We start from the raw sequence: 16,423 nt of genomic DNA on the forward strand, positions 1-16,423 counted from the left end.
CCGGCACCAGCATCGAGCTCAACAGCAGCCCACGCACCACCGACGTCTGCGCCGGGAGCGGTACACCCCCCGTCACTACCGAGCCACCCACCACGACGGTAACCACCCCGCCCACGACGACCGTAACGACGCCACCGACCACCACGGTGACCACACCACCAACGACAACGGTGGTGACTCCGCCCGCGCCCAACGCCAGCTACCGCTCGTCGCTGGACCACGCCCGCTGCGAAACCGTTGGCGGCTGGATTCTGGATGCCAACAACCCCAACCAGTCGGTGAGCCTCGACATTTACATCAACGGTACCAAAGCGGCCACCATTACCGCCGATCAGCCCCGCAGCGATGTGGCCAGCGCCTTCGGCTACAGCTACAACAAGTTTGGCTTCCTGTGGACCATTCCGGCCAGTTACAAGTCGGGCGCGCAGCTGATCGTATCGGTTCGACCCACCGGCACGGACCGCAACATCACGAACAGCCCGCTCACGACGGATGTATGTTCAGGATCGGGCACTCCGCCGGTAACGTCACCCCCACCGAGCACGACCACCACGACCCCGCCGGTTACCACACCACCGATCGTGACCCCACCGCCGTCCACTGATTATCCGATCCTGGACAGTCCGCAGCCGAGCGACTTACGGCCGTTCATCCAGAACGAGCGGGTACGGGTAGCCATCGATCTGGCCGTAGGGGGCGTAGTTCGGGAAGTAACGGATCTTCAGGTTGGCGAGAACATGATCAACTGCCTCGTGAAGGACGGGAAGCGGGATACGGGGCGCGACGACCAGATTGCGATCTACGGACTTCCCGATGCTAATCAGGGCTGGACAACGGGCGGCAGTCAGCTCCATGACAACATTGGCTACAACCCGGTACAGGGTGGTGACGTGCTGCTGAACCGCTCGCCTATCCTGGCCTTTGGTAAGACCAACAACATGCTGTACTGCAAAACCCGGCCGCTGCAGTGGGGCCTGAACAACATCCCGGGCGATTATATCATTGAGCAGTGGATTCAGCTTCAGGGTAACATCGTTCGCCGGCACGTTCGGATTACGGGCAACCGGCCCGAAACCGGCAGCCAGTTCTATGACCATGCCCGCCAGCAGGAATTGCCCTGTACCTATACCAGCGGCTCGTTCTACCAGTACTACGTGGTTCAGGGAACGCCTTACACCAACGCTCCGCTGGTTAAGGTAAACGATATTCCCAACCTCGATGGTAGTGGCAAAACCCTGAACCAGTACGACGATTCGATGGGCCAGATTGCCCCGCTCAACGTCGATGCCTCTGAGCCCTGGATTGCCGCCGTACGTCCGCAGGATAACCGGGGTATTGCGCTGCATACGCCGTTCTCGAACGAGTTCAAGGTAGGTCTGTTCAACAGCGTAGGCTGGGGTCCGCCAGAAGCGCTCAACGCCGGCTATATCGCCAATGGCCTGAAACTGACCCTGGACCGGAACGGCGTTTACGAATTCGACTTCAACATGGTTGTGGGTAGCCTGAACGAAATCCGGAACACGATCAACTCGCTGCCGCAAAGCGAAACCAAGCCACACTACGTGTTTGCAGGGCAGAGCAAACGGCATGGATTCTCGTACCAGAAAGGCTATGATCAGGGCTATCCTGTGGGCGACGAACTGAGCATTACCCCGAAAAACCGGCGGTTCAGCTTCACCTCACCCCGCAAAGGCTACAAAGCATCTGACATCAACCGCATCTACATCAGAATACGGGCGCGCACCAACGAAACCCAGTTTGTGCTGAAGTGGCGGAAAATTGGTCAGTCGCCCATCGAATCCGAATGGGCTGGTCAGTCGATCTCCTTCCCCATTACGGGCGACAACCAGTACCGGACCATTGCAATTCCGGTCGGTAACCACCCGCAGTGGAACGGTATTATCAATGAGTTTTCGATCAACTACGCCAACCCCAATGAAGAACCTGCCAACAACCAGCAGATCGGCATCAAGTGGATTTCGGCCGAAAACCTCGAAAACCAGTAAGACACTCTTAAAATGAGTTCGGATAAAAGCTGATTACTTTAAAGCCGTTTCAGGTCATCTGAAACGGCTTTTTCGTAGTATCACCAGCAAGTTGTATACATCAGGCTGCCATGAGGCCGTCCGTTGCCTGACCTGACTCCAGCATAGGTGCTATGGTCGTGTTCATCCGCTCCCGCACGAAGCTCTCCTGCAGATAAGCGGGCAGCTTACTGACCAGTTGCCGGTACGCGTCCACGCCCAGCGCTTTGGCAATGTACGCTTCATGAACAGCGTTGACATGGGCAACGATATTGACCAGGCTCTGGTGAAACAGCTTCACATCGATCTCGGAGTCGACAAACCGCTCGATTTCCCGGTTGGTCGACGAGATACGCAGGCGGCTCAGCATGTCGAAATAGGTGGTATACCCGATCTGCCTGGCCAGCTGCTTGTATTGCTCAACGCTGAACTTCTGCAGAATCTCACCCGTCTTCGGGCTTCGCAGCGCCGTTTTGGGATTGTTCTGGATGGCATTACGCAGCGACTTCACCCGCTGGTCGCGGGTGGTTTTGAGAAACTGCGCCAGTTCGGCCTGGGCCGACCCCGCCCGCGACGGCAGCAGCAGGTCAGTTTTCGCCGTAACGCTGAATCGCCGGGCCATCGGCAACCGCTGAATGCGGTAGTTATTGATCGGGCCAAGCGCGTAGTAGCCGATGGACGACGGGTAATAGCCACGTACGACCATGTTTCCGATCCGCTTCCGGATCAGCTCTTCGTTACTCACCTGGATGCCCTGCACCGCCAGAAAAGCCCGGGCGCTGAACAGCGCACTGTAATAGGCCTGCGGAAACGTCCAGTGCAGTGAGCTTTGCAGATACTGTTCGTCGTTCACAACGGGCGTGATCCGCAGCGCATATTCGGCACTCCAGCTGTTGAGCAGCAACTTTTCCAGTGCCTTGTAGCTGGCCTCATTCACCCGTCCATGGAACTGTCCGAAGAGGGGAAACTTAGCCACATCGAACAGGTCGTTCTGGTGCTGGATGTGATAATCCATGGCGAAAAAATGGTTCAGAAACACCTGTGCCGGAATAGACTTCCGCCAGTTCTCGTCGAGCGGCAAATGGCTCGCCGGAGCTGGTGCAAGCGGTGCCTGAGCGTTCTGGGAATGCATCGTCACGTTGGTTATCTGTGTCATACTTTATCAACAAAAAAGGCATTCCAGGCGTTCCTTTTCCGACCCCAATTTCACGCATATAAGCTCTTTGAAAATCAATGAGTTACATTATATTTTTAAGCCTTAAAAAACACACATCCAAAGACATATAGAGTGGGTAGGCCGTATTGTATTTTTGCGCGAGCGAAGGCACTTTTGCTTTGCGTTTTTACGTTGAAAGAAAACATGAAACGAATACAGCCTCTCGTTATTTACTGTTGCTTACTAGCTAGTCCGTTGTTTCCACAGACTGGCTGGGGACAAACCCCGCCCATGTCGCCCTCAACGCTTCAGGCCGTCACCTTCGAGGGTTCCGTTGTCGATGCTTCCAACCGGAAGCCGCTCAGCGGAGCTCTTATTTCAGCCACGAATCAGGCCGGCGTGAAAGGGAGTTCGCAACGAACCGGAGCCGACGGTTCGTTCAAAATCACCCTTGGCCCCCGTCAGTCTTATGTAGTAACCATTAGCGCTGATGGCTATCATCCCCTCAACGAACAACTCACGTATACGTCTATCTACGTGAACAAGCTCACCAAAGTGATCCGGCTGTATCGTACCGGGACACAACCCCCTGTTCAGGAAAAAAATGTGACGCTGGCCGATACGCGCCAGACTATGCCCTCTTCAACCACCCAATCCACAGACATACTAGCCTCAGGTACAAACACGGCTAATGCAGCGACGGTACCAGCGGCAGCGGCTCCCGTGGCTACGGCCCCTCCGGCCCGACCGACTCCTCCTCCCGCCAGCAGCCCCCGCGTCACCCCGCCCAAAACTCTCGACGCTAAAGTGGTTTACACTCCTCCGCTCGTTGTGGCTCCGGTCGGAAAAACTACGCAGCTGCGGGCTATTCAGTTTGTACAAAGCAAAGCCGAGCTGTTGCCCGACGCCCAGCCCGCACTCGATCAGCTGCTGACCTTCATGCAGGCCAACACCACCGCCGAAATTGAGCTGGCCGGTCATACCGACAACCAGGGCGATTTCGACGAAAACCTGAAGCTCTCGAAGCAGCGGGTCGATGTGGTCAAAGAGTTTCTGGTAAAGAATGGCATAGCTGCTAATCGAATCAGCACCCGCGGCTACGGCCCAACCCGCCCCATTGCCAGCAACAACCACGAGTTTTCCCGCCAGCAGAACCGGCGCGTCGAGATGATCGTAGTCAAACAGTAGAGACGCGATCGCACCGGCGCACCGGCCCTCGCGTCTCACCCGCGTCAGCAACAAACCATATGGCTGGGTGGTCCGTGAGGACCGGAGCGCCGACCGCACGGACCATATGTAAGAACGTAGAAACGGACTACCCCGCCCTTACCGGCGGCCCAGCCACAGGCCGGATACGACCAGGGCGGTGCCAGCTACGGTGTACAGGGTGATGGGTTCGCCCAGCAGTACGTACGAATAGAGAAAGCCGAAGATCGGGCAGAGAAAGAGCCAGAGCGACGCCCGGACGGGGTCTTGCCGAACGAGGTAGAACCACAGTTGCAGAGCCGCCACCGACACCGGTATGATCAGCCAGAAGACCGACGCCCAGAACCGGGCATCGTAGTTTGAAGCGCCGAACACCGACGGGTCGAAAGCCGCGCTCAGGAGCGTGAAGGGTATCAGCAGAAAGCCCCCCAGCAACACCTGCCAGCCGTTGATGACCAGGTTGGGCAGACGCCATTCAAAACGCGCGTAATAGACCGTTGCGGCCGATACCGAGACCATACCGACCAGCAGGATCACCAGGCCCTCTACGGTAGCGTGCGCATCCTGCAGGAGCGGATACGTTGCCACCCCAACCCCAACCAGCCCCAGCATAAGGCCGGCCAGCTCGTTCGGACGCGGCATACGGCGCAGCCACAGCGCCGACAGCAGCGCAATGAACAGCGGATTGGTAGCCGTAGAAAGACTACCGATTCCGGCCGATACCTGCTTCAGTGCCAGCACAAACGCCCCCAGATAGATCGTCGTGTTCAGCAGCGCAAAAATCGTCAGCCGGCCAAACTCAGCCCGGTTGGGCCAGGCGTCGGTACGCTGTATGCCGTACGCGAACAACAACATGCCGGTACCGGCAATAAAAAAGCGCACATTGGCCAGAATGAGTGGATGCACCGACAGCACGCCAAATTTGGTTGCCGCCGATGCCGACGCCCAGAGAGCCGCGAAAAGAACACCGGGGAGCAGCTGTTTCATCGGCTCCCCCCGGGTTTAGCCACTCGTCGCAGGGCTGCGTGGTTCGTTTGTCTGTCTGTCACGGCAGAATCGTCGGGTTAAAATCCAATCTTACCCCGACGACCGTTGGGCTTTTGCTCGGCAGCCCAGTCGCGCATCTCGGCGAGTTCTTTTTCGTATCCGCCCGACAGAATCGGGAAACGCATCCACGAGCGCGGGTCGAGGTTGTGGTCGTCGAGGTGGAAGCTGGGGGCGTAGCGTTCGCGTTTCCACTGGTTGCGGCTCCAGAGTTTGAAGAACCGCTCTACCCAGATCAGCAGTTTTTCGCGCTCGTGGGTACCGGCAAACTGTACTTCTACGAGCTTCAGCACATCGACAGGGGGCTGCTTGTCGCGGATGGCGGCCTGCTCGATGGCGTTCAGCACATCATACGGCATCAGGTCATCCTCGTCGGTCTGTTTCTTGTCGAGTGGTCGCAGTTCGGCGGTGGGCTGCAGGTTGTTGACAGCGCGCAGTCCTTTTACCTTGATCAGCTCATCGGCCGCAACGGGGCCAATAGCCAGGCTGGTTCGGTCGGTGGGTTCCGTCGCATTTTTGATATTCAGCCCAACGGTTTCGAGCCATACCAGCCAGCTCCGCAGAAAATGCTTGTCGATGCCGGTAATGGGCGAAATACTGCCCGCCGTATCGCCATCCATAGTAGCGTAGCCGACAGCCGCTTCGGAGCGGTTCGACGTACTGAGCAGCAGCGCATTGTTGATGTTGGCAATCATCCAGATACCCGGCGCCCGCACCCGGGCCTGAATGTTCTGCAGCGCCAGATCATCGGTATCCCACGACAGCGTGCGGCCCAGTTGCGCTTCGATCAGCCCCCGGTAGGTTTCTACCAACCCGTTGATGTTGATAGAGAGGAAGGTAGCCCCAATGTCGTCGGCCAGTTCTTTGGCCGAGTTGAACGTATCGTCGGATGAGTTTTCGGTGCCCTGATACATGACCGTCAGCAGCTTCCCGACCATGGCCTCGGGCGTTTCGCAGTCCTGCAGCGCGCGGATGTAGTCGAGTTTTTTCTTGACACCCTCGATGCCGATGTTCTGCACGGCCATCCGGATCATCAGAAAAACGGTAGCCGCAATGGCCGACGAGTCGGCCCCGCCACTCAGCGACAGCACGTATCCCTGCGACCGGCTCTTGCGCAGGTAGTCGAACAGGCCCAGCGCCACGGCCCGGGCAAACTCTTCTTCTTTGAGGTACCCGCCCCGCTCCCAGGCTTCCAGCTCGGCTTTCTGCCTGACGGGCGCCACCTCGGGCCAGTCGAACCGGTCAGCGACGCGCAGGTTCGTCATGGCCAGGGCCAGGTTACCGCGGCTCTGCACCTGGTTGAGCCGCGTCGCGTCGATGTCGATCACAGCCGGCACAATGACGAAGTCGTGGTAGCTCAGCCGCGCGCCCGACACCAGCAGTTCGCCGTTGGAGGCTACCATGGCGTCGCCGTCGTAGATGACCCGCCCGGCTTCGTTCCCGAGCATGTTGGTATAAATGTAGCTGACCCCAAACGCCCGGCTGGCATCGATCACGAAGCGCTCGCGGGTTTGCGATTTGAAGAAGCCAAAGTGGCTGGCCGACGGGTTCATCAGAATATCGACACCCCGTTCGTACAGCGTACGGCCGGGCCGGTTGGCAATCCAGGCATCTTCGCAGATCTCGAACGCGATACGGACGCCCGACAGGTCGAAGACCAGGTCTCCGAACGGATAGGTAAAATCGCCGATCCGGGTTTCGTCGCGCAGGCCCATCTGCCAGGGCTGGAACCAGCGGGCTTCGTAATGGAGCCCATTGTTGGCCATGTACTGCTTGGCCGCAAACCCCAGAATCCGCTTGTTGGCCACCAGACATACCACATCGTAAATCCGGTTGTTATGCCGCAGCGGCATGCCGAGCGCTACGGCAATGTCATTGGTATGCTCAACGATATCGAGCAGTGAGGCAATGGCCTGGTCGATGGTATTTTGCGCAAAAAAGGCGTCCTCGCAGCCGTAGCCGGTAATGGCCAGTTCGGGCAGGCACAGCAGGCTGACGTGCTGCCGCTGCGCTTCCTCAATGGCGTTGATGATGTTTTGCTTGTTGTGTTCCCACGCTAAGGGGGTCTGGTTCAGTACACCGGCGGCTACTTTCAGAAGTTTCATGGATACAGGGAGTGCTTATCGATCCGGCTGGCCCAACGCAGCGGGGCGCTCTCACGACAAAGATGCTGTAAGAATAACAAAAAAGGACGGCAAATGGGTTTAGGTCAGAAATCGCCATAATCGACCTGCAGACAGGTAAGCCCCACCGTTCGGCGCCACATGTCGACAACCTGCTGGCGGTCATCGACCACAAACTCTACCCGGTACCGCCCCCGGATATGCCGATCGAACAGCTCCTGCTTGACGACGGCATCTTTCCGATTGTCGCGCTGGGGACGCATGAACAGCTGATAGTCGACCGTGGTCCAGCCAAAATGCCGGTTGAGCCAGTCCACCGTTTCGGCCCGGCAAACGGCGTCGCGACCGGAGAAAAATACGATGGCATAGCCCGAAGCCTGCATGGCCCTGACCAGACTGATGATGGGCCATTTGGGCGTATCGAGGCCCACCCGCTGCCAGTCATACGGTGAGCGATCGCCTTTGTCGGCTATGGTGCCGTCGATGTCGACCAGTATGCAGCCGGGCAGATGACTCTCCTGCTCGCGTTGAAAGGCGGGCCGGCGGATCAGGGTTTCGGGGGTAAATCGGAATGTCTTTTTCAGGGTTGCCAGCTGCTCGGCCTGCTTCCGGATCACGGCCTCCCCTACCGAATCGTCCCGGTTGCGGTCGCGCCGGATACACTCGTCGAGGGGCGTATCGATGAGCCGGTACTGGATCGTGACCTCGTCTAGATGCTCAGCCAGCAGCTTCCTGAATTCATTGAAATAACTACCCTTTAGGTTGGTATTATCGACCAGCACATGCCACCCCCGGCCCAGCCCCTCCAGAATAGCCGTCTCCTGCATGGCGCTGACAACCGTTTCGATCCGGTTTTTTTCCGAATCGGGGTAGTTTTGCCAGTAGTCGGGCAACGAAACCGGCAGCAGACTACGCCGGAGATCGTCGCGGTTGACCCGCAGCCAGTTGGGGTGGTCGGCGCAGAACTGGCGGGCGTAGGTAGACTTGCCGCTGCCGCTTAGGCCGGTCAGGATCAGCACCTGTTTCATGATTGACGTTTCGACGACTTCGCCTGCCTGCCCAATGCTGCGGGCGCATCGGTCAAGCCAGGCATCGTTTCGTTCTTACTGTTTTATAAAATCGTAGGAAATCAGGCTTTTGCCGTTGGGCATCCGGTAGGTCTGGCGCCCCTCGAAACGCAGGGCCGGAGCGGTATGAGCTAGCAGGCTTTCCTCGGCCACCTCGGTAGCGATAGCGGCTACCGGCTGCAGCGTTGTTACCCCCGTGTTGCTGACCCAGCCGCTGTTGTTGCTGCGCTGGAGTACCACATTCAACAACCCACCCCGCCGGAGGGTTTGCCGGATACTGGCAAAGGCCCGCTCCAGATCGACGTATTCGAGAAACAGGTGGCAGATGATCAGCTCGGCCGAATCCGGCGGAATCGGAACGGGGTCCTGGTTGATGTCGGCCTGTATCAGCACCAGCTCGTTCAGGATGGGGTCGTAGCGCTCGTGGCAGATGGCCAGGTAAGTCGGGTTCAGGTCAACGGCATAGACCCGCCGGGCGTCGGTGAAGTGAACGAAGCCGTTTCCGGTGCAGGCGCCATAAACAGCTATCGTCTGCGGATAACGCTGCTCTATTTTCTCCTGGGTAATCTCACTCAGACAGGCCAGCTGACCAACGGTGTCGTGGCTCATATGGCGTTCATAATCATCGGCAGGAACGTCGCTCCAGGGATTCATAGGTATCGGTTTATCGGTGGCAGCTCTCCCGGCGCAGCGGTCGGTCAGGCAACCATCGGCTCGGGACGGTCCCGAAACTTGCGGCTAAAGTACGCAAACGACGCGACGACCAGTATACCGTAAACGACTGCCAGGATGTACGCGCCGGACACGAAGAACTCCCGGTAGCTGATGCCGCCCTGCCCGAAGTTTTTATACAGCAGCACCCCAACGCTGCCCAGATACCCGTACCAGTCGGCCAGGGTGACGATGAAACCAACCGTGCTGACGTACCGAAAAGCCGCCACCAGCCGCTCGAAATACAGGCCGTTGCAGGGTACATAGCCCATGTACAGACCCAGCCCCGTCAGCAGAAACCAGGTGCCGGGGTCGAGGGTACCCGCGGTGTAGAGCCAGGTGCTGACGCCCACCAGCACCCCGCCCGTCAGCATGATGCCGTTCAGCAGGGCAAACGCCCGAAAATTGTCCGTCACGCGCTGCAGCAGGGCCATGACAACCAGAATTCCCAACGCAACCAGCGTTTCCGTACGGGCAAAAACCGCCGGGTTCTCCACACCCGCATCTTTCATAATTTCGGGCCCGAAGTTGTCGCGAAAGTCGCGGAAGGCGGTCAGCAGGACATAACTGGCGATGAGCAGGGCCAGGCCCGGCCCGAACTCGCGCACGAAAGCCTGCCGTTCGGGCTGGTTCATCGGCTTTCGCTCGGTACGCAGCGCCCGATCTTCGGGCGTAGGCGGAGGCAGCAGTGTTAGCGCGTAGACCGATACGAGCATCGGCAGTACGAACAGACTCCCCGTTACGAAAGGCAGCCAGAACTCCGTTACGCCCCAGCTGGCCCGGATCGACAGCGCCACGGTTTTTACGAAGCCCGACGCGAAGATGAACGAAGCAGTGAGTCCGGCAACCAGCGCATCGGTTTGTCGGCGGCCTTCCAGAAAGCCGAGGGTGATTCCGTAGACCATACCCAGCGGCAGGCCGTTCAGGAACAGAAATACGATATTCCAGGGGGCCGGAACGAGGGCAAAGCCCAGCAGCGCCAGCAGGGCCATGCCAACCAGCAGCAGCATATTGCCAGCCCGGCGCCCCGGCGACATCTCCGATACAAACTTGATACCCAGCCCTTTGGAAGCGGCATAGCCCAGTACCTGCGCCGTAACGAGCCAGATCTTATAGTTGATCCCCGCAAAGGCCATTCCTTCGAAGGTTACCGCCGTGATACCTTTGCGAAAGGCATACATGCAGGCGTAGGTGCAGAAAGCAGCCGTGGCTCCGAAGAGCATGAACGCGGTCGGGTGGCGAAGGAATCTGGGAGTCATGAATCGTCTGTTGACTGACAATAAATGACATTTCTACCAACTAACCAACACCGACAGCCACGCGCTGCGGCCAACACCGTCGACCCCTGACCCGTGGGTCCGGTAGGCTTCGTTGGTCAGGTTTTGCAGTTCGGCGCTGACAGTCAGCATTTTCCAGCGGTAGCCGCCGTTGAGGTTCAGTACCTGCCAGCCGGGAGTGCCGTTCTTGCCGATGCGGTTATCATCTTTGTCGCCCTGGGCCAGCCGGGTTTGTGCCTGTGCATACAGGTACTCGGCCCGCGCCCACCAGCCAGCCCGCTGGTACGTCAGCCCGGCGCGGCCGTTGAGGGGCGGAATCCGACGAAACGGCTCGTTGGCCGTCCTGTTTTCGCCGTAGGTGTAGGTGAGTCCGCCGTACGCCAGCAGGCCCGCCCCGAACTCGTATTCAACCTCCGCTTCGAGCCCGCGGATGACTGACTCCGAGCTGTTCTGCTTCAGATATACCGGATAGCCCTGGATGGAATCCCGACCCGACCGGACGCGGCTGATGAAGTCGGTCAGCCGGTTGTTATACACCAGCAGGGTAGCCGCCAGCCGGCCGGTCCGTACTTTTACGCCGGCCTCGGTTGTCAGTGACCGCTCGGGGCGAAGGCTGGCATTGGGCACTTCGTACCGGAAATCGACGATGCCGAGCGTACCCAGATCATCGACGTTGGGCGCCCGGAAAGCCGACCCCACCGAAGCCACCAGCCGAACCGCTGGCACGATAGCATAGGAGGCTCCGGCCGAACCAACCAGCGCCGACGGTCGGATGGTCGCTTCGCCCAGGGTAGCCTCCGGGGTAGTGATCTGGAAGGCGTTATACCGGGCGCCCGCCGTCAGGGTCAGCCGGTCGACGGTTATCGTGTGGTTCGAAAAGATGGCCAGGCTGCTCATCGTTGCCCGATCCGGATACAGGCCCCGTTTCAGCGTGGCCGCACCGGTTTGGGTATTCACATCCTGCCGGGTGCTGCCAACCCGGTCGTAATACCACTCGATGCCGTTCTGCATCCGCCAGTAGCGCAGCGGCTGGGCGTTGGCCAGCAGGCTCAATCCGGTGGTGGTGGTCTGGTCCCGTTCGTAGACCGCTGTGGGGTTGTTGTTGCGCTGGCTCTGACGCCCTTCGATCTGCCGTTGCCACGATCCTGTCAGCTGCACCGATTGCAGAAACGGATAGTCGTAATAGCCTTCGAGCCGGGCGTAAGCCAGCTGTCGGCGCTGGGGGTTGAACTGGTAATACCGGTAATTTTCGAGCTGGACCCGATGGTAGACCGGTACGCTATCCTGTTGCAGGTTCTGGTAGGCCGCCGTGGCAATGAGCCGGTTCGACAGCTTGAACCGCCCTTTTATATCGCCCGACAGCTGGTTATAGCCCGTGGGTGACTCCCGCCCGAGGCCACGGCCCGCTACCAGATCGCCAAACTTCCGGTACGCGAAGCCGCCCCTGATGGCTACCGACGGGGTCGAAACCCCCAGTTCGGCCCGGCCGCTGTATTCCATATCCTGCGTCATGGCCTTTCCGAAGAAACTGCCCGTTACGGCCGGGCGGTCGGCAAACTGCGGGGTTTTGGTCAGCACGTTTACGACCCCGCCGATGGCATCGGAGCCATAGGCAACCGACCCGCTGCTCCTCAGAATTTCGATCTGCCCCACGCTCTGAGGGTCGATGGTATTCAGGTACTGGTTAGGCCCGGAGCGGAAGGTAGCGTTGTTGAGTCGGATGCCGTCAATCAGCAGCAGCGTCTGCTGGCCAGTCAGCCCACGAACAAAGGGCGAGCCGCCCCCGTGATTGGTCTTCTGCAGAAATACGCCGGTTGCGCCAACCAGGGCTTCGGGTACGGTCCGGGGCGAGCGCTGCCGCAGGTCGCGGGGGGTAATCAGCGTGGTTACTTCAGGGCGGTCAAAATCAACGGATTCGCTGCGTTGTGGGGTAGAGACGAGCTGCTGATTCAGCTGAATAACGCTCGGGGTTGCGTAGACCAGTATCTTCCAGTCGGCCCGGCTGTCTATCGTCACCGTCGAGTCGGTTAGCCGGTAGCCAACCGAGCTTACCCGTATGGTATACTGGCCTTTGGACAGGTTGTAGAAATTGAAGTATCCCCGGCTATCAGTGGTTGTGCCCCGGGTAGTCGGGATGAGTTGCACGGTCATTCCCTGAAGCGGCAAACTGGTTCGGGCATCACGTACCATCCCGCTCAGGGTCTGGCCAAAGGTTTGCTGAAGCAGCAGGAGACTGCCAAGCAGGGTGTACAGTTTGTGCATGATGTTTCAGGTTGATCAGCACATAAGATACTGACTACAGGAGCCAGCCAACGAAAAATGTGCCTACTTCTTAGTTAACGTTGATTTTTAGACTGTTCTCGTTCGTCAATGACGCGGTTGTTACCAATAGTCACTCTGGTTAACGGCCTTCCGTTTGCTGCCGGTAATGATCGGCGCGTTGGTCGGCGCGGTCGTCCATCTCGGGGCCGCGCTGGATTTTACGCCAGTCGAAGTTTTTTTTGTAGGGCTTCATGGCCTCCTGCGGGTCGAAGATGCGGGCGTCGGGCAGGACGGCCGTATAGGGGCGCAGGTCGGGTTTGTCGGTAAAGAAGTCCTGGAGCAGCGAGGCCGTAGCGTCGTACTGATTGACGTAGGGCACGCTGAGCAGGTTGTAGATCATCTTGAGGATCGACCCGAAGTTGGCGTGCGTGTGCGATACATAACCCCGTTTCACGTACGGACCGGCCAGCATCAGCAGCGAGCGGTGGGCATCGATATGATCAACACCTCCCTGCGGATCATCTTCGGTCACGATCACCAGCATATTTTTCCAGTAGGGCGTCCGCGAGAGGAAGTGCAGCATACGCCCCAGCGCCAGGTCGTTATCGGCCATGTACGAGTGCAGATACGGATAGCCTTCGTCCGGACGGGGACCGGACCCGTGGTCATTGGGCAGCATGACCGTGAGCAGTTGCGGCAGGGGCGCCCGTTTTTTACCGAGCCACTTCGCCGTGAACTCCCGTTCGAACTGATCCATCCGAAACTGATCGGGGATGTTGGTGTTATAGCCCGCAAAATTTCGGGAGGTATGTCGAAAAGCGGCCGCCGGCATCGGAAACACGACCGGATGAGCCGCGCCGAAGAGAGTATCAAACTGCTCTTCGTAGTTACCGGCGTATTCGTTGACCTGACCAAAGTTATAAAACGAGACCTTACTGCGTTCCAGCGCTTCCCACAGCCCGCCAATCTCGTTGTAATCTTCAGGATCGATGGCCCCCGACGACTTCGGGAACCGCCGACCGGGCGCTTTCGAGAACGGGTCGAACCGGCCGGCCGAGGCTGCATTGGCCTCTACCCACTCGTTCGGAATGGTGCCCATCATCCAGTGGTGCCCGTGAATGCTGGCGTCAGAATCGCAGTAGAAGTTGTCGGAGAACCCAAACTGACTCGCCAGCCGGGCGTGGTTCGGCATAATGTCGGCACTCGTGATCCGTACCGAATCACCCGGCTGATCGGTGGTACGACCGCTGTTACCCCGCGTGGTGGTTATACGTGACCGTACGGTTACGCCCGTACCGAAACGAGCCAGGGTCGAGTCGCCTTTCCCGGCCCGGAGCTGGCCCAGCACCTCATCGTACGTTCGGTTTTCTTTGGTGATGTAGACGATGTGTTTGATCGGTGAGGGCCGCGTTCTGGGCAGCACGGGCAGCGGATTACGCCCCGGATCAGCTACGGCCACGGTCTGGTAGGTGTTGGCCAGTACCTGCCGGGTCAGGGCGGGCAGGTCGGCCCGCAGGTCTATAGCCTGGAACGTGCCCAGCTGGATATCGCCGATATACGTACCCTGCGGTGGTTTCACGAAGCCTGCGCCCCCATTGGGCCCGGCTCCGTAGCCGCGCGCCGACGTAACATACAGCGTTTTTTCGTCGGGCGACAGCGCCACTCGGGTAGGTCCCCAGCCGGTCGGAATCAGCCCCCGGACCGTGCGGGTCGGCAGATCGACAACGGCCACGGCATTGAACGCCAGCAGGGCCACGTACAGTGTTTTTTCATCCTTGGTCAGCGTCAGGCCAAAGGGCATCAGGCCCCGATACCGATCCAGTTTCGGGTCGACCCGGAGCGCAATCGTACCGGCCAGCTTACGCGATCGGTGGTCGATGATCGAGATATTGTCGTTGGTAGCGTTGGACACATAAGCGTAGCGGCTGCCCACCACCACCGAGTTGGGCGACGACCCACCAACTACCTCCGCTTCTTCGATCATCCGGGCGCCGGTTCGCTCCCCAATCTGCAGACCGGTTTTGAGTTTGGCCGTTACGCGGTTGGTGGCCAGATCGATCAGCCAGACGCTCATGGCCTCGTCGGCCAGCGGACTACCCAGGCCCGGTATACGCCGGCCATCCCGCTCAACCCCTTCCCTTGATTCTTTGGTATGCGCCCCATAGGCCGGAAACTGGAGCATCATGGTGTCTTTATTAGTGGGGGTTACGCCCGGCACCAGCGGGTACGCATACAGACCCACGTTGGCCACAAATGCCTGCTTCCGGTCGGGGGTCAGCGCCAGCCCGAACGGTTGCCGCCCCGTCGGGATCGAGGCTGTAATTCGCTTCGTGGCCAGATCGATGCGCACCAGCCGGAAGTTGGCCCGGTCGAGTGCCAGCAGCTCACGACCGTTGAGCAGCAGGTCCGACGTAAAACTATCGGTATAGCCATTGCCGTTGAGGTCGATGCTATCCGTCGTCCGGAGGGTTTCGGTGTCGAAGATGATGACGCGGCCTTTGTCTCCGTTACTCAGGTAAGCCGTTTTATGATCCAGTGCCAACGCTACGCCGAGGAAGGTAGCTCCCTGTACCGGCGACGGAATCGTACCGGCATAGTCGGGCACCCGGACGGTGGCCAGAGTTGCCGTGTTGATGACCGTCAGCACGCCGTCGTGCAGCGTCAGGGCTTTGGTCCCGTCGGGCGAGAGCGTCAGCCCGAATGGATCATTCGTTATCCGGATCGTCTGCCCCGCCGGGGTTACGTACCGGCCACTCGGCAACACAGCCCGGCCCGCCAGCCGGTTGCGGCCGGTATCGATCCGGCAGTAGTCAACCCGGCCTGGTACCTGTAACGTCGTATAGGTTTTCTGGCCAAAGGCCGACCCGGCGAGCAGCGCCAGGCCAGTCAGTAGATATAACTTCATAAAGTAAGGCGGTTAGACGGACGAAAAACGGATTACAGACCGGCTATCAGGCAGACAAAGCCAGGTAATAGGCAACATCGGGTGTGGGCAAGCCCGGAATTTTCGCCTGCTCGTCCCACCGGCGCAGTTGCAGGATTTCGGCAAAATACGGATGCTGTTCAAAGCGGGCGGCTTCGTCGGCGGTCATCGGTCCTCCCTGAAACTCAAGCGTCCGCAAACTCGCGTCCGACAGCTGAGCGAAGTACTCAGGGTTCTTCGCAACCAGGTAGCGCTTGGCGTTGACGTGATGCTCGATCAGCGCGGCTACTTTCTCCGAGTAGCCGCGCTGCCGCAGAAAATCGGCCCCCAGCCGCTCGTGGTCAACCGTGCCGTAGCCATCCATGTAGCCTTCGGCCGCGTCGGCAGGCAGCAAATGGCCAATATCGTGCAGAAAAGCCGCCTGCACCGTTTCCCGATCGGCCCCGGCCTGTTCGGCCAGCAGCGCCGTCTGCAACGCATGTTCCAGCTGCGTAACCGGCTCCCCGTAATACGCATCCTGCCCCCCCTGGGCAAACAAATCGAGTATTGTAGTCATAGGTGAATGGTGAAAGATGAGTGATGAGTGATGAGTGATGAATGATGCGTAGGGAGTGAACCTGGACGTCACCG

11 protein-coding genes are annotated in these 16,423 nt (G+C 59.2%); 2 read left to right on the top strand and 9 right to left on the bottom strand.

Annotated elements, in window-relative coordinates; translation table 11 throughout:
* Positions 1 to 2,006 (top strand): hypothetical protein (locus B1C80_RS05710; RefSeq protein ID WP_077920115.1); only part of this gene is annotated, 2,006 nt, incomplete at its 5' end.
* Positions 2,007 to 2,106: 100 nt separating this feature from the next.
* Here the strand turns inward: B1C80_RS05710 and B1C80_RS05715 are convergent.
* Positions 2,107 to 3,180 carry a hypothetical protein gene (locus B1C80_RS05715; protein ID WP_201723555.1) on the bottom strand — a complete coding sequence of 358 codons (1,074 nt, stop codon included), beginning with the start codon at positions 3,178 to 3,180 and terminating at the stop codon, positions 2,107 to 2,109.
* A 255-nt stretch (positions 3,181 to 3,435) separates the two neighbouring features.
* Here B1C80_RS05715 and B1C80_RS05720 point away from each other — a divergent pair, with 255 nt between their 5' ends.
* Positions 3,436 to 4,368, top strand: coding sequence for an OmpA family protein (locus tag B1C80_RS05720; protein WP_236648642.1), 933 nt, complete (start codon positions 3,436 to 3,438; stop codon positions 4,366 to 4,368).
* Between the two features lie 138 nt (positions 4,369 to 4,506).
* Here the strand turns inward: B1C80_RS05720 and B1C80_RS05725 are convergent, their stop codons facing one another.
* The 8 genes from B1C80_RS05725 to B1C80_RS05760 all read right to left on the bottom strand — a co-directional run bounded on the left by B1C80_RS05725 (position 4,507) and on the right by B1C80_RS05760 (position 16,349).
* On the bottom strand, positions 4,507 to 5,373 hold the full coding sequence (locus B1C80_RS05725; RefSeq protein WP_077920118.1) for a DMT family transporter: 867 nt from the start codon (positions 5,371 to 5,373) through the stop codon (positions 4,507 to 4,509).
* A gap of 77 nt (positions 5,374 to 5,450) precedes the next feature.
* Complete coding sequence (gene nadE, locus B1C80_RS05730) at positions 5,451 to 7,535, bottom strand: NAD(+) synthase (RefSeq protein WP_077920119.1); 2,085 nt, start codon at positions 7,533 to 7,535, stop codon at positions 5,451 to 5,453.
* A 104-nt stretch (positions 7,536 to 7,639) separates the two neighbouring features.
* Positions 7,640 to 8,581, bottom strand: coding sequence for an AAA family ATPase (locus tag B1C80_RS05735; RefSeq protein ID WP_077920120.1), 942 nt, complete (start codon positions 8,579 to 8,581; stop codon positions 7,640 to 7,642).
* A gap of 75 nt (positions 8,582 to 8,656) precedes the next feature.
* Positions 8,657 to 9,274 (bottom strand): class I SAM-dependent methyltransferase, encoded by a 618-nt coding sequence (locus B1C80_RS05740; RefSeq protein WP_077920121.1) that lies wholly within the window; start codon positions 9,272 to 9,274, stop codon positions 8,657 to 8,659.
* A 44-nt stretch (positions 9,275 to 9,318) separates the two neighbouring features.
* The gene (locus B1C80_RS05745; RefSeq protein WP_077920122.1) at positions 9,319 to 10,590 is read right to left on the bottom strand and encodes a DUF5690 family protein; all 1,272 of its coding nucleotides are present in this window, start codon (positions 10,588 to 10,590) and stop codon (positions 9,319 to 9,321) included.
* Between the two features lie 33 nt (positions 10,591 to 10,623).
* Positions 10,624 to 12,870 carry a TonB-dependent receptor gene (locus B1C80_RS05750; RefSeq protein ID WP_077920123.1) on the bottom strand — a complete coding sequence of 749 codons (2,247 nt, stop codon included), beginning with the start codon at positions 12,868 to 12,870 and terminating at the stop codon, positions 10,624 to 10,626.
* Between the two features lie 139 nt (positions 12,871 to 13,009).
* The gene (locus B1C80_RS05755) at positions 13,010 to 15,775 is read right to left on the bottom strand and encodes a phosphoesterase (RefSeq protein ID WP_077920124.1); all 2,766 of its coding nucleotides are present in this window, start codon (positions 15,773 to 15,775) and stop codon (positions 13,010 to 13,012) included.
* Between the two features lie 46 nt (positions 15,776 to 15,821).
* Positions 15,822 to 16,349 (bottom strand): phosphonate degradation HD-domain oxygenase, encoded by a 528-nt coding sequence (locus B1C80_RS05760; protein WP_077920125.1) that lies wholly within the window; start codon positions 16,347 to 16,349, stop codon positions 15,822 to 15,824.
* Between the last annotated feature and the right edge of the window lie 74 nt (positions 16,350 to 16,423).

Source organism: Spirosoma sp. 209 (genome assembly GCF_002006735.1).
GTDB classification, from domain to species: domain Bacteria; phylum Bacteroidota; class Bacteroidia; order Cytophagales; family Spirosomataceae; genus Spirosoma; species Spirosoma sordidisoli.

Excerpts from the sequence above, each read along its gene's own strand:
- B1C80_RS05740 (WP_077920121.1), bottom strand. The coding sequence starts at position 9,274 with ATGAATCCCTGGAGCGACGTTCCTGCCGATGATTATGAACGCCATATG.
- B1C80_RS05735 (WP_077920120.1), bottom strand. The coding sequence starts at position 8,581 with ATGAAACAGGTGCTGATCCTGACCGGCCTAAGCGGCAGCGGCAAGTCT.
- B1C80_RS05715 (WP_201723555.1), bottom strand. The coding sequence starts at position 3,180 with ATGACACAGATAACCAACGTGACGATGCATTCCCAGAACGCTCAGGCA.
- B1C80_RS05750 (WP_077920123.1), bottom strand. The coding sequence starts at position 12,870 with ATGCACAAACTGTACACCCTGCTTGGCAGTCTCCTGCTGCTTCAGCAA.
- B1C80_RS05725 (WP_077920118.1), bottom strand. The coding sequence starts at position 5,373 with ATGAAACAGCTGCTCCCCGGTGTTCTTTTCGCGGCTCTCTGGGCGTCG.
- B1C80_RS05755 (WP_077920124.1), bottom strand. The coding sequence starts at position 15,775 with ATGAAGTTATATCTACTGACTGGCCTGGCGCTGCTCGCCGGGTCGGCC.
- nadE (WP_077920119.1), bottom strand. The coding sequence starts at position 7,535 with ATGAAACTTCTGAAAGTAGCCGCCGGTGTACTGAACCAGACCCCCTTA.
- B1C80_RS05760 (WP_077920125.1), bottom strand. The coding sequence starts at position 16,349 with ATGACTACAATACTCGATTTGTTTGCCCAGGGGGGGCAGGATGCGTAT.
- B1C80_RS05745 (WP_077920122.1), bottom strand. The coding sequence starts at position 10,590 with ATGACTCCCAGATTCCTTCGCCACCCGACCGCGTTCATGCTCTTCGGA.